This is a genomic window from Streptomyces sp. NBC_00178 (assembly GCF_036206005.1).
Classification (GTDB): Bacteria; Actinomycetota; Actinomycetes; order Streptomycetales; family Streptomycetaceae; genus Streptomyces.
The window spans coordinates 6921322-6934657 of the sequence record NZ_CP108143.1 but is presented as its reverse complement, the minus strand read 5'-3'; the positions used below and the strand labels follow the sequence as shown (position 1 = coordinate 6934657).

The window sequence follows — 13336 nt, the reverse complement described above, 5'->3', positions numbered from 1 at the left end:
TCGATCTGGCGGGCGAAGGACTCCTGCAACCGGCCGGGCAACGCGGTGGGCCCTTCGGGCAAGGCCAGCGGGCCGAGCTGTCCCGCCCGCTGGGCCGGCGTGAGCGCGCCCGGGAGATCGAGGAGGGCGAGCGGGTTGCCGTGCGCCTGCTCGATGATCGTCTCCGCGACGGACGGCGGCAGCCCGGTCACCAGGGATGCGGCCGCCGCCCGGTCGAGCCCTCTGACGGCGAGCGTGGGAAGCCTGGGTGCCACGCTGCCGCGAGCACCGTCGCGCGCAGCGAACAGCAGGGCGGCGGCTTCGGCTCCGATCCTGCGGGCCGCGAAGGTGAGCGCGTCCACCGTCGGCTGGTCGAGCCACTGCACGTCGTCGATCAGACAGAGGAGCGGAGCGTCGGTGCCGAGCCGCGAGAGCATCGACAGCACCCCGAGGCCGATGACGAACGGGTCCTCCACGCGGTCGTCGCCGAGGCCGAAGACCGCCCGCAGCGCGGTGGCCTGGGGCGGCGGAAGCCGGTCGACGAGGTCCAGTACGGGCAGGAACAGCTGGTGCAGCCCGCTGAAGGCGAGGTCCATCTCCGATTCGATGCCCTCGACGCGCAGCAGGCGCATTCCGCCGGCTCGCGCCGCGGCGTGGTCGAGCAGCGCGGTCTTGCCTATGCCCGCCTCGCCGTGCAGGAGGAGGGCGGCGCCCCTCCCCCGTCTGCAGTCGGCCAGGATCAGGTCGATCCGGTCCTGCTCCGCACCGCGCCCCAGCAACATCCGGTCCTCGCCCCCGCGTCGTCCATGGCTCCTGCCGACCAGTATGACCAGGTGGGAACGGGTGGAAGCCGGGGCAGGCCCCCGCGCGACGCCATGACGCCCCGCGCTCGCGCCGAAGGCACCTTCAGGGGCTGTCCGTTCCCGGCACGTCCGAACGGGCCGGGGGGAGGGTGAAGACGAAGCGGGTCCCGGGGGTGTGGGCGGTGTCGAGGGTGATCGTGCCGCCGTGGTACTCGACGATCTTCTTGCAGAGGGCGAGTCCGATGCCGTTGCCCGGGTAGCTGTCGCGCGTGTGGAGACGCTGGAAGATCACGAAGATCCTCTCGGCGTACTCCGGACCGATCCCGATGCCGTTGTCGCTCACCGCGAACTCCCAACGGGGGCCGCCTGCCTCACCGGAGAGGTCGGCGGAGACGTCCGTGAGCTCCACGGCACTGATGTGCACCCGGGGCACGACACCGGGGGCGCGGAACTTGATGGCGTTCGAGATCAGGTTCTGCAGGAGGACCCCGAGCTGGGTCGGGTCGCCGTGCACGACGGGAAGCGGGTCGTGTGTGATGACGGCCCCGGTCTCCTCCACCGCCACGCCCAGCGAGCTGGTGGTACGGCGCAGCAGCTCCTCGAGGCCGACGTCGGCGTCCTGTGCGTGCAGGCGCCCGACACGGGAGAAGGTGAGGAGGTCGTTGATGAGGGTCTGCATGCGGTTGGCACCGTCGACGGCGAACGCGATGTACTGCTTGGCACGGTCGTCGAGCTGGTCCGCGTAGCGGCGCTCCAGCAACTGGCAGAAGCTCGCCACCTTGCGGAGCGGTTCCTGCAGGTCGTGCGAGGCGACATAGGCGAACTGCTCCAGTTCCTCGTTGGAGCGCCGCAGTTCCGTCGCGCGTTCGTCGAGTTCGGAGCGGGCGCGGTCGCTGTACTCCAGTTCACCGGCGAGGCGCCGGCGCATCCCGTCCACGTCGGTCGCCAGTGCGCGCAGATCGGCGGGGCCGGACGGCACGATGGAATGGCCGAAGCGGCCGTCCGCGATCTTCCGCACGTCGGTGCGCAGCCGGTCGAGCGGAAGCTGGACGCCCCGGCGCAGCCCTGCGAAGGCGAGGGCCATGAGGGCGAGGACCACGCCGCCGATGGCTATGAACACCGTGTTGCGGAGGTCTCGCGCCTGCTGCAGGTCGTCGCGGGACCGGTCCCTCTCCGCCTCGATGCGGGTCTGCTGCCGGGACAGCGCCGCACGCAGGGCGTCGAAGCTGCCCTTGCCCGACTCGATGTGCCGCAGGGCCGAGCCCACCGGGTCGCCCGACTCGCTGATGGGCCGGGCCGTGGTGGCCTGCCACTGCTCGGAACGCTCCCGCACGGCGGCCAGGTCGGCCACAGCCCGTTCGTCGCCCCGGACCAGGCGCGACAGTTCGGCGTCCGCGGCCGACTGCTGGGTGAGGCCGTCCTGATAGGGGCTGAGGAACTCGCGCTTGCCCGTCATGCCGTATCCCCGGATGCCCGTCTCCTGGTTGATCAGGGCGCTCTCCATACGGACGGAGGCGATCAGGGCGGGCGACCAGCGCTCGGTGAGCTGCTTGTTGACGTCGGTGGCGTGGGCGAGGACCCACACCCCGCACCCGGCCAGGGCGAGGAGGACGGCCAGTGCCGCCGCGGAGCAGAAACCCAGCCAGCCGCGGGTGGTCCAGCCCCCCGCGGCGGGCTCTGCTACGGGGGCCTGTCGCTGCGCTGCGTCGATCTGCACGTCGGGTTCATCCTCCTCGTCCCCGGCGGCACACCTGGGCGGGCGCTACCCTACCCCGGGGACAACCACGGTTGTCCCCGGGGTCGCCCGCCGTCTACGGTGCTCCCATGGCAGTTGAGACGCAGATGACTCCGGAACAGGAGGAGCTGGCCGAGCGGGCACGACAGGCCGTCGCCGAAGCCGCCCGGCAGCTCGTCCTGCGCACACCGGTGGCGGATGCCGGCGAGCCGGGCTCCGACGGTCCCCGGAACGACGCACTGGCGTCGCTGCAGGCCCTGGCGTACCTCGGCCGCGCGGTGGAGGAGTGCGCGGCCCTGGCCGCGCGGGCCGCCGCGCAGGAGGGCGCCGGCTACCCACAGCTGGGCCGGGCCTGGGGCGTCAGTCGCCAGGGTGCCCGCAAGCGCTGGCCCGGACTCGTCTTCACCGCCCGTCCCGCATCACGACCGCTTCCCCACGACAAGACCCGGAGCCCCCTCATGAACGGCCTCGTCCCCCGCAGCTACACCGTTCTGCTCGTCGAGGACGACATGGCCGACGCCATGCTCATCGAAGAGGCCCTGACCGAGCAGGGCATGGCGCGCGGGATCCAGCGGGCCGACGACGGCGTCGCGGCACTGGAGTACCTCCGCGACCCGCAGACCGACCGGCCCGACCTGATCGTGCTCGACCTGAACATGCCCCGGATGAACGGCCGCGAGCTCCTCAATGTCCTCAAGAACGACCCGGACCTGTCGAGCATCCCGATCGTCGTGCTGACCACGTCCGCCGCGCCGGACGACATCGACGACGCCTACCGCCAGCACGCGAACGCCTACGTCACCAAGCCCGTCAACCTCGACGACTTCATCGAGACCGTGCAGAGCATCGATTCCTTCTTCCTCGACACGGCCACGACGCTTCCCCGCCACCTGGGCGACGAACGCTGAGCGAAGGGGCCATCGAGTGGTCCGCGCGGCGCCCCGGCCGGTGAGCCGGGGCCTTCCCGCCGCGCGGACCGATGGCCGGACGGCTTCGCGATGACGTGGCGGCGCCGTGAGGCTGACGGCCGGTGCTCTCGGCGCGCGGCGGATGGCCGTGCCGGTGCGACGGCGGACGGCTAGGGTCGCCGGGTGAGCCGAACCCAGGAGACCGCCGAAGGCGCGGGCCCGTTCACGACCCGTCTGACCTGGCGACTCGCGGACGGCAGCACCGCGGTCTGGGAGTCGCGGCGGGCGCGCAAGCGCGGACTGCTGGGCGTGCGGGCCGCCGGAGCACGGGAAGCGCGTTCCCGGACGGCCGACAGCGTGTCCGTGCGTCGCCTTCGCAGGCTCAACGCCGTCGCGGCGGGCTCGTTCACGGTCGGTGGCGGATTCTTCGCATGCGGCGCCGGCGTGGCCCAGTTCGGCCCGGCATCCGCGACGGGCGCCTGGATCTACTTCGTCGGGGGCCTGTTCTTCAACACCGGCGGCTACGCCTCCCTGCTCCAGTCGGTCAACGCTCCACGCCAGGAGGCCGGGAGGGCGGGGCTGGCCTCGCCCAGGTGGAGATGGTGGAGCTACGAGCCCTCGCGCATCGACTGGCTGAGCACGTTCGTGCTGTTCGTCGGGACGCTGGTCTTCGGCGTCGACCTGGTGAGTTCCCTGCTGGAGGGCCTCTCCGTGCAGCAGGTGGACACGCTGGTCTGGGCGCCGGACGTGGTCGGGTGCGTCCTGTTCCTCGTCTCGGGACACCTCGCGCTCGTCGAGGTCTGCCACGGGCGTCCGCGTGCCCTCCCCCGGGACCTGGGCTGGTGGATCGTCGCGGTCAACCAGCTCGGATCCGCGCTCTTCATCGTCTCGGCGCTGTCCGCTTTCACCCGTCCCGCGACGGGAAGCGCCGTGAACGTCGACATCGCCGACTGGGGCACGCTCGCAGGGGCACTCTGCTTCTCCGCCGCGGGGGTGCTCCAGGCCTTCGAACACCCCTGACCTCGCCACGTGCGGCCCGGCCGGGCTGCCGCCTGCGTACCGGGGAGAGGCCAGGGCCACCTCAGGCCGTTCCGTGCCCCTCGTCGGCGCCACGGGGCACGACGAGGCGTTCCACGGCCTCGGACGGGTGGGTGGCGACGGGCATCAGGACGCCCACGCCGGTTACGTCCAGTAGTCGCGTGACGTGCGGCGGGGGCGCCGCCAGGGAGAGCGAACCGTGGCGGTCCTTCGCGTAGCGCAGGATGCCGATCATCGTGTTGAGGCCGGAGGAGTCGCAGAACTCCACGGACGCGAGGTCCAGCACGATGTGCGGTCTCCCCTGCCGGATCAGCTCCATGGCTTTCGTCCGCAGGGCGGGCGCGCTGTCCACGTCGATCTCCCCGGCCACGGTGAGCACCGCGACGGAGTCCGCCGGCTGCAGGACGGTGAGGACGAGGTTGGGGCGGTGCGTCATGGGTGTCAGTACTCCAGGCCGGGGAACGATTGCCGTCGCGGCAGGAGCGGCGGTGACCGCCGAAGATCACACATCGGATGTCGACCAGTGCATCGTACTCCATGGCAACTATTGTCATAGGGAAACATACCGGGGTTCACCGGGAGCTCGGAACCGTGGATGACGGGGGTACGATGTCGGGGGCCACGCGTGTGCCCCGGAACCGATGTCCTGGCTTTCCATACGAGCGCGATGAATGCCCGGCTCGCTTGCCCGGTCCGGTGGCCAGACGGACGAGTGAGGCGTAGCCGGATCGGAGTGTCATCACCATGGGCCTGAACCCCGAACCCGACCAGCGGTCCCGGGACGCGGCCCGCGAGGGTTCCGAATTCGTCGAACTCCTCGAAGTCCTGTGGGAACACGGGCGAGAAGCAGTGCCCACCGGTCCGGTCTCCCCCTCCCAGCTGAGGGTGCTGTACATCCTGGACCGCGAGGAGGGCATCAACCTGCGGATGCTCGCCGAGGCGCTGGGCTCGGCCTCCCCTTCGGTCAGCAGACTGTGCGACCGACTGCAGGCCACGGGATTCGTGGAGCGCACCCCCAGCCCGGTGAGCCGTCGGGAACTGGAGCTGCGCCTGACCGGACACGGCAAGGCGTACCTGGCCGACCTGCGGATGCGCAGGGAAGAGGTACTGATGTCCACGATCGACGCGATGCCGGCCAAGTCGCGCCGGGCACTGCTGGAAGGCCTCCGGGCCTTCCGCAACGCGGCCTCGGGGCAGGACAGCGGCGACGCGAGACCCTTGCGGTCGACCGGCTAGGGAACGTATCGAGTCGCGCTCGATCTGCGGGCCGCGTCTCCGTGACACGACCTGGCCCGGCAGACCGTCCTACGCGATGAGCACAACCGACCGGCGTGGAGCGGGAGTTCATCGGACCCGCTGTCGCCGGTCCATGAACAGGACCCCGGCACCGGGCGGCCGCGGCAGCAGTACGGCGGCGATCCGGAGATTCAGGACGGGCAGACCGTGGCGGGAGATGCCGCGCGGTGTCCGGCAGATGGCCGACCGCCCACGACCACGTCCGGCAGTGGCGTGACACCGGGGCCCTGGAGGCACTGCCGGAGGGCCTGATCGCGCAAGCCGCCGAGCCTGAGAAGGCGGGCCGCCCTTGACCGGAGGGCGAAGGCGGCGATTGCCGGTCGGCGTCGGCCCGCCTCAACCCCCTGCGGACACCGCACTCAGACGAGAGCGGTGACCAGGAAGGCGAACGCGGCGACGATGACGCCGACGCGGACGTAGTGGTAGCGGTCCCAGCGGCTCATCTGCTCCTTCCAGTCCGCGGGCCGGTTCTCGGGCGTCCACGTCTTGCCCCGGTTGTTGATCGGGACGAGCAGCAGGATCGACATGAGCACGCTCACGATCAGCAGGACGGCGGCGATGACGACGAGGCCGGTGCCTGAGTGGCCCCATCCGGCGACGGCCCAGACCGCACTGAGAACGAGTGAGCCGATGTACCAGAACGGCATGAGGGCGCCGAGCATCCGGCCTCCGTGGGCGCGGGCGAGCTGGCCACTGTCCTCGGGAAGGGCGTTGAAGATCCGGTTCATGACGAAGGCGACGGAGAACTCCACCCCCACCATCAGGCCGACGATGACGGTGGTGAACACCTCGAGTGCGTTGAGCATGATGACCCCTCCTGGAATCTAGCGCTGCTAGATGACAGGTCGACGCTAGTACTGCTGCCGCTCTCTTGTCTAGCGGTGCTAGGATCCGAGTCATGTCGGTTCAGGAACGCAAGCGGCGCGAACGGGCGGAGCGCGAGCGCCTCATCGTGGCGACAGCCCGCGAACTCGCCGAGCAGCAGGGCTGGGACGCGGTCACCACCCGTCGGCTCGCCGAGCGCATCGAGTACAGCCAGCCCGTCCTCTACAGTCACTTCCGCGGCAAGCGGGAGATCATCGGCGCCGTCGCCCTGGAGGGCGCCGCCGAACTGGCCGCAGTGGTGCGTGCCGCGACCGCCGCAGCGGACGGCCCACGCGAGCGGATCACCGCGCTCGCCCGCGCCTACCTGGACTTCGCCGCACGCAACTCGGCGGTGTACGACGCCTTGTTCCAGCTCGACGGCGGCCTGGCGTACGCGCACGAGGACACCCCGGAGCCGCTGAAGGACGCTTTCGCCGCACTGCTGGAGAGCCTGACCGAGGTCGCCGGGGACGGTGTCCACCCGGGCCTGTTCACCGAGGTGTTCTGGGCGTCCCTGCACGGCCTCGCGACGCTGACCAGGGCGGGGCGGTTGCCGCCGGAGGACGCCGCACCGAGGGTGGAGCTGCTGGTGGACCGGCTCGCCCTCGTCTGACACCCGTCCCGGCGGGGTCGGGCCCCCGGTTCCCGGCCCCACCGCTTGCCCGAGGCAACGCTTCGGGTCACCGGCATCCGCGCGGCGCGGACTGTCGCCCAGCAGCCCGGCCGGCACCCGTTCGGGAAGCTTGCGGTGCTCGCTGATCGCGACCCGGTTCGCGCCGACCAGGACTGTGCGACCCCGGAGACGACGGACAGCCGGCCCGCCCGCGCGAAGGATCGCGCGGTGGACATCCCCGGCTTGACCGAAGAGCGGCACTACCAGCGCAGGCGAACAGCCTCCTGAACCGGCACCGGGCCGTGGCCCCGCGCCGCGACAAGCCCGGGCCGACGTCCGCCTCGGCCTGCCGCCGCCGGCCACCAAGTCGCTCCGGACACGATCGGCCGGCTCAGCTACGGCCGCGGCAACGGATCAGGCATCAGGCATCAGGCATCAGGCATCACGCGGATGTGTCGCCCGAGGGGGGCTGCCTGCCGAACCAGTCCATGCAGACGACCAGGGCGTCGTCGTCCAGCGGCGTGTCACCTCGGTAGCTACGCAGATCGCGGAGCACGGCGAGGGGCACCTGTTCCGAGGGCAGCAGCCGGTGCGCGGACAGAGACCGTGCCAGGGCGCGCTCCCCGTAGCGCTCGCCCGCCGCCGAAGCACTGTCGTAGACCCCGTCGCTCCCTATGAGCAGCCGGTCACCCGGTTCGACCCGCAGGCGCTCCGTCACGTACTCCGTCTCCTCGAACATGCCGAGCGGGAGCTGGGCGTCGAAGCCGAGCGGCTCGACGTTGCGGTCCCTCAGGCGCCACATGCGGGGTGATCCGGCGTCCACGGCCTCGACCTCGCCCGTCGCCAGGTCGAAACGCAGCAGCAGGACGGCCGCGTGCAGCGTGCCGCGGTACTCGGCGTAGACGGCCTGGTCGGCGAGACTGGCCTGCCCGGGAAGGTCCAGGCCGGCGCGGCGTGCGTTGCGCAGTGCGTTGACGACGAGATTGGTCAGCAGGGCGGCCTCCATCCCCTTGCCCATGCCGTTGGTGACGGTGAGCGTGAGGTGGTGGGCCGACACGGACCAGTCGAAGTTGTCACCGAAGATCGCGTAAGCCGGTTCCAGGTGGGCGCCGAGCGAGAACTCGGGCCGCCTCACGGAGCGGCCCGGAAGCAGTTGCCACTGCATCTCCGCGGCGAGGGTCAGCCGAGTGGCCCGGCGGGCCAGGAGGTAGAGGTCGGTGTCCCTCTCGGCGACGAGGATCTCGTGGCCCAGCGCCTCACCGATCTGCTGCATCTCGGCGAGGTCCGTCGCGGAGCACCCGCCCTCCGACATCGTGACGGTGAGGACACCGAGCCGGTCGCCGCGGACGGTCACCGGAAGGTGCGCGGTGACGGGGCCCGGGGTGCCCCGGGACTCCACGTACGGCTCCTGGGCGCCGAAGGCGCGCCCCTGCGGACTGTCGTGGACGTGCACGGGTTCGGCGAGAGGCGCCTCGGACACCACCTGGAGCGTGGTCATCCCGTAGTCGGCGAGCCGCAACTCGACACTCTGCACGTCGTAGTGCTCCCGCAGGGCCGCCGTGACGACGTCGGCGAGGAGGTGGGGGGCGGCCTTGCGCAGCTCCCGCTCGACGGCAGCGAATCTGTCCACGTGATCCTGTTTCTCGTCGTGCTGCGCCGAACCCCGGTTCGCCTTTGGGGCCCCGGCCTCGGCCTCCAGCGTAAGGGGCCTGTCCCGATCCAGCGCGGCGCGCCCGCAGGGTCGCACCGGTGGACGGCGCTGCTCATCCTACGATGTCCCGAGACAACAGTTTCCACACAGCAAGAAAAACTGCGTCATCTCACGCATGGGCGTCCCGAGGCAGGGCAGGGGCTCGGCACGAAGCGCTCCCCGTACGACCAAGGGTGGGAACCAGCAATGATCACTGAACAGACCGCAGGCACCATACCGACTGACGGTATGTCGACTTCGGAGCCGTCGCCCCAGCGCGTCGGCGAGCTGCCCTGGATCGAGGACGCGGGCAAGGTCGCACCGAAGGACGCACGCGCTCTGTCGACCCTGTTCTTCGAGCAGCTGCGCGTCCTCGAGGAGGGGACGAGGGAGTACCAGTACGCCCGCAACACCCTCATCGAGATGAACATCTCGCTCGTCCGGTTCGCAGCGCGACGCTTCCGCAACCGGGGCAGCGGCGACATGGAGGACATCACGCAGGTGGGGACGATCGGCCTCATCAAGGCCATCGACCGGTTCGAGCTGTCCCGCGAGGTGGAGTTCACGACGTTCGCCGTCCCCTACATCGTGGGTGAGATCAAGCGCTTCTTCCGTGACACCACCTGGGCCGTCCACGTCCCCCGGCGGCTCCAGGAACTGCGTGTGGAGCTCGCGAAGGCGAAGGACGAACTCGCCACCCGGATGGACCGCGACCCCACGGCCAAGGAACTGGCCGCCTTCCTGGACCTCACCGAGGACGAGGTCATCGAGGGCATCATCGCGTCGAACGGCTACACCGCCGGTTCCCTGGACCTGCCGACCGACACCGGCGAGACCACCGGTACGGGATCCCGGACCTTCGCCGACATCCTGGGCGAGCCGGACTCCGCCATGGAGACGGTGGAGAACCTGCACGCCCTGGCCCCGCTCCTCGGGCAGCTCGACGACCGCGAGCGCCGCATCATCGAGATGCGCTTCGGCCAGGAGATGACGCAGTCCCAGATCGGGGCCGAGCTGGACGTCTCCCAGATGCACGTCTCCCGGCTCCTCACCCGCACGCTCGCCAAGCTCCGTTCGGGAATGCTGGCCTGACCGCACCGCACCCTCGGCTTCACGCCGGTACGGGGGCCGGGCCGCCGGACCGGCGTGAAGCGCCGCGCGGACGCTCGACCGACCGGTGAGCCGCCGCGCGGCGAAGCCGTGCCCCGGCGAGGCCGCTCCGGGCGCGCCTACGCGGCGGCGGGCTCCTCGTCGAGGGACTCCTCGACCCAGATGACCTTTCCGCGCGCGGTGTAGCGGGTCCCCCATCGCCGGGCCAGAGCGGCGACGATCATCAGCCCTCTCCCGTCCTCGTCCTGGACCCGCGCGTGACGCAGGTGCGGGGCCGTGGACGCTTCGTCCGACACCTCGATCGTCAGGGACCGGTCGCGCACGAGGCGTACCGTCGGATTGCCGCTCGCGTGCCGGATCACGTTGGTCACCAGTTCGCTCACGACCATCTCGGCGGTGAACGCGTGCGATTCGAGTCCCCACGCCTCCAGTCGATGGCCGACCCGCTCCCTGAGGTCACCGACGGCGGCGGGGTCCCGGCTGCCGGTCAGGGTGGCCACCCGGTCGTCGGGCAGGCGGTGGGTGTGGACGGCCAGGATGGCGGCGCCGTCGGCCGCCTGCCGCCCGAGGAGGGTCTGGACGATGCTGTCGCAGGTGGCCTTGGGATCGTGACCGGCGCAGGCGGCGGCTCCCCGGAGCTCGGCCATGCGGTCCTCCCCGCGCCCACCCGACTCCAGGATCGACTCGGAGTAGAGAATGAGCATGCTCTCCGGGGCGACGGTCGTGCGGCCCAGTTCGTAGCCGGCGCCCTGCCCGAGGGGCGCACCGACCGGTACGCCCGCGGGCGCCACCTCGCCGGTCACCGAGGTGACGAGCGGCGAGGGCCAGCCGGCCGACGCGGCGGTGAGTTCCCCGCACACGGGATCGTAGACGGCGTACAGGCAGCGGGGGGCGTCGGCCGGTGACGGCCAGGAGGCAGGGCTGCCGGGAAGGATCCGTCCGGTGACGTCGTCCAGATGGGCCAGCAGTTCATCGGGAGGAATCTCGAGCGAGGCGAGCGTACCGAGCGCCGTCCGGAAGCGCCCCATGGTCACCGACGCGTCGAGACCTTGTTGCGGGACCTGGCCGATGGCGATGCCGACGCGGGCGGCGGACAGGGCGATGACGTCGAACCAGACGGTGTGCCGCCTCCCCGGTGTGTAGAAGTGCGCCGTGCTCACGGCGGACAGTTCGGGGAACGTCTTGGGAAGCAGCTTCCGTTGCAGGGTGACGGCTGTGGTGTGCTCCCTCGTGTAGCGGCGCGCGTTCTCGATGTGGATGCATGCCGTGGCACTCACCTGCTCGGCGAGATCCACGTCGTGCGGGTCGAACGGCACGGGGTGGCGCGGCCCCCGGTAGAAGCTGGCCAGCCCCAGGACCCTCCCCTGGTACGACAGCGGCAGGACGATCATCGAGTGGATCCGGGCGTCCCGCAGGGCACCGCTGCGGGCGACATCGTGCATCAGCCAGTCGGAGGGCGAGGTTTCGGGGGCCAGCAGCCGCGGTGTCAGGTCCGCCATGGCCTGTGTGTACGGCGTGGGAGAGGTGAAGTAGCTCATCTCCCCCACGGCGTAGACGGCCTGCAGGTCCCCCGGGGCTTCGAAGGCGGCCCGGCGCAGGACGATGTCGGTGCCGACGGGCGGTGGCGGCGCGTCCGACCCCTGCAGCACGGCGTCGATCAGGTCGACCGACACCGCGTCGGCGAAGTCCTCGGTGGCCACCGAGGCGAGTTCCCGCGCGGTCTTCATCGCGTCCAGCGTGGTGCCGATCGTCTCGTGGGCGCGGGCGAGGAGTCGGGCTGCGCCCTGGGCGCGGTCCTGTGCGGTGACATCGTGGATCACGGACCCGGCGCCGATGGTCCGGCGGCCGTCTCTCAGCCGGAACGCCGTGACCGCGAAGACTCTCGGCTGCCCTCGCCCGTCATGGCCCTGGACCTTCCCCCGCACGGCCGGGTCTCCGCCGTCGAGGACCTCCTGGAGGAAGTCGGCCATCGGGAGGCGGGAACCGAGTTCCGCGACCCGGTTCCCGATCACCTGTCCCTCGGTGCGTCCGCGCATCGCCAGAGCCGCGGCGTTGCTGCGTACGACACGTGACTCGGCGTCGTACATCTCCAGTCCCGCGGTGGACTGCTCGAAGGCCGAGAATTCGAAGGCCGCTTCCAGCCGCGCCGCGGCGGGACCGAGCGCGGCATGCGCCACGGTGACGAGTGTGTGCGCGTCGACGCCTGCCGCGTCGACCGACAGGGCGAGCTGTTCGGGGGGTTCACCGCCGTCCGCGGGGTGCTCCACAAGGGCGCGGAGCAGTTGCCCCGCGCTCATTCCCACGGTGTCGGCCGCGGAGAGCGCCGGGTACCTTCCCGCACCGTCGCGCCATTCGGTGACGCGGCCGGTGTCGTCCAGGATGAATGAAGTGTCGTGTGCCATCGGCGGCACCTCCTCGCACGGCCCGTTCCCGCGGATGGGCATCGGCGCCCCGGCCGTGCGACGTCTCTTCCAGGCTGATGGCTGGGCGCACGGTCGGCAACCGGTCCACGCCGCACCGGGCGCCACCGACGGTTCACCGCGCGCCGCCGAATACGCGCCCGGTGGCTCGCGCGTCGCCGGTGATGCGGCGCCGGGACGGGAATGCGACGCTTGCTGTGCACGCGGGGGCGGGAGTCATGGGTCCGGGACCCATCCGATCGCGCGACGGAAGGTTCGTCATGATCCGTTTGATGCGTCCCCTCCTGTACGGGGCGGCGGCCGGAGCGGCCGGGACGACGGCGCTCAACATCGTCAGCTACGCCGACATGGCGTTCCGGGGCCGGGCCGCCAGCAACACGCCTGAGGTGACCCTGCGCAGGCTGGCCGAAAAGCTCCATGTGCGCATCCCCGGCGAGGGCCCGACGCTGGAGAACCGCGTCGCCGGGCTCGCGCCGATAACGGGGTTCGCCGCCGGGCTCGGCATGGGTGTCGCCCTGGCCGTCGCACGCGCCGCCGGATGGCGCCCGTCCATGGCCGTCCAGTACACCGCCGCGTCGATCGGCGCGCTGATCGGGACGAACGGTCCGATGACGGTCCTCGGAGTGACCGATCCACGGACGTGGGCGGCATCGGACTGGGTCTCGGACATCGTCCCGCACCTGGCCTACGCGTGGGTGACCGTGGGTGTCCTCGACGGCCTGGACCGCTGACCGCCCGGACCGCTGACGCCCTGGACCGCTGACGGCCGGACCGCTGCTCACCCCCGCCCTGGTACCGCTGCTCACCGGCTGCTCGGGGGGTCGCGGAACGCATGCATGGCCGGCCGGAGTCCCTGACCGATGCGCCGCTCGCCCCTGCC

Annotated in this window: 11 protein-coding genes and 1 pseudogene; 6 read left to right on the top strand and 6 right to left on the bottom strand. The window is 71.2% G+C overall.

Translation table 11 applies throughout. The features are described 5' to 3' along the window. Positions 1–368: 368 nt before the first annotated feature. Together OHT61_RS32605 and OHT61_RS30500 are read right to left on the bottom strand one after the other, a co-directional pair. Positions 369–761 (bottom strand): annotated as a pseudogene (locus OHT61_RS32605) (ATP-binding protein); the annotation flags it as partial. A gap of 124 nt (positions 762–885) precedes the next feature. Then, positions 886–2499: a sensor histidine kinase gene (locus OHT61_RS30500; protein WP_329042633.1), complete on the bottom strand. Its 1614-nt coding sequence runs from the start codon at positions 2497–2499 to the stop codon at positions 886–888. Positions 2500–2606: 107 nt separating this feature from the next. Between OHT61_RS30500 and OHT61_RS30495 the strand changes: the two genes are divergently transcribed. Together OHT61_RS30495 and OHT61_RS30490 are read left to right on the top strand one after the other, a co-directional pair. Continuing rightward, on the top strand, positions 2607–3425 hold the full coding sequence (locus OHT61_RS30495) for a response regulator (RefSeq protein WP_329042631.1): 819 nt from the start codon (positions 2607–2609) through the stop codon (positions 3423–3425). A 183-nt stretch (positions 3426–3608) separates the two neighbouring features. After that, the gene (locus OHT61_RS30490; RefSeq protein WP_329042630.1) at positions 3609–4445 is read left to right on the top strand and encodes a hypothetical protein; all 837 of its coding nucleotides are present in this window, start codon (positions 3609–3611) and stop codon (positions 4443–4445) included. Between the two features lie 61 nt (positions 4446–4506). On the opposite strand, the gene OHT61_RS30485 is transcribed toward OHT61_RS30490, so the two are convergent. Next, positions 4507–4899, bottom strand: coding sequence for an STAS domain-containing protein (locus OHT61_RS30485; protein ID WP_329042629.1), 393 nt, complete (start codon positions 4897–4899; stop codon positions 4507–4509). Between the two features lie 308 nt (positions 4900–5207). Here OHT61_RS30485 and OHT61_RS30480 point away from each other — a divergent pair, with 308 nt between their 5' ends. Beyond that, positions 5208–5699 (top strand): MarR family winged helix-turn-helix transcriptional regulator, encoded by a 492-nt coding sequence (locus OHT61_RS30480; RefSeq protein WP_329042628.1) that lies wholly within the window; start codon positions 5208–5210, stop codon positions 5697–5699. Positions 5700–6118: 419 nt separating this feature from the next. Here the strand turns inward: OHT61_RS30480 and OHT61_RS30475 are convergent, their stop codons facing one another. Further along, positions 6119–6565 carry a DUF1772 domain-containing protein gene (locus OHT61_RS30475; protein ID WP_329042627.1) on the bottom strand — a complete coding sequence of 149 codons (447 nt, stop codon included), beginning with the start codon at positions 6563–6565 and terminating at the stop codon, positions 6119–6121. Positions 6566–6657: 92 nt separating this feature from the next. Here OHT61_RS30475 and OHT61_RS30470 point away from each other — a divergent pair, with 92 nt between their 5' ends. Further along, positions 6658–7236 carry a TetR/AcrR family transcriptional regulator gene (locus tag OHT61_RS30470; protein ID WP_329042625.1) on the top strand — a complete coding sequence of 193 codons (579 nt, stop codon included), beginning with the start codon at positions 6658–6660 and terminating at the stop codon, positions 7234–7236. A 442-nt stretch (positions 7237–7678) separates the two neighbouring features. Here the strand turns inward: OHT61_RS30470 and OHT61_RS30465 are convergent, their stop codons facing one another. Next, positions 7679–8866 (bottom strand): PP2C family protein-serine/threonine phosphatase, encoded by a 1188-nt coding sequence (locus OHT61_RS30465; protein ID WP_329042622.1) that lies wholly within the window; start codon positions 8864–8866, stop codon positions 7679–7681. 309 nt (positions 8867–9175) lie between these two features. On the opposite strand from OHT61_RS30465, the gene OHT61_RS30460 reads away from it, so the two are divergent. After that, the gene (locus tag OHT61_RS30460) at positions 9176–10018 is read left to right on the top strand and encodes a SigB/SigF/SigG family RNA polymerase sigma factor (RefSeq protein ID WP_329042621.1); all 843 of its coding nucleotides are present in this window, start codon (positions 9176–9178) and stop codon (positions 10016–10018) included. A 137-nt stretch (positions 10019–10155) separates the two neighbouring features. Here the strand turns inward: OHT61_RS30460 and OHT61_RS30455 are convergent, their stop codons facing one another. Beyond that, positions 10156–12438, bottom strand: coding sequence for an ATP-binding SpoIIE family protein phosphatase (locus OHT61_RS30455; RefSeq protein ID WP_329042619.1), 2283 nt, complete (start codon positions 12436–12438; stop codon positions 10156–10158). Positions 12439–12728: 290 nt separating this feature from the next. On the opposite strand from OHT61_RS30455, the gene OHT61_RS30450 reads away from it, so the two are divergent. After that, positions 12729–13187 carry a hypothetical protein gene (locus OHT61_RS30450; protein ID WP_329042617.1) on the top strand — a complete coding sequence of 153 codons (459 nt, stop codon included), beginning with the start codon at positions 12729–12731 and terminating at the stop codon, positions 13185–13187. The last annotated feature ends 149 nt before the right edge of the window (positions 13188–13336 follow it).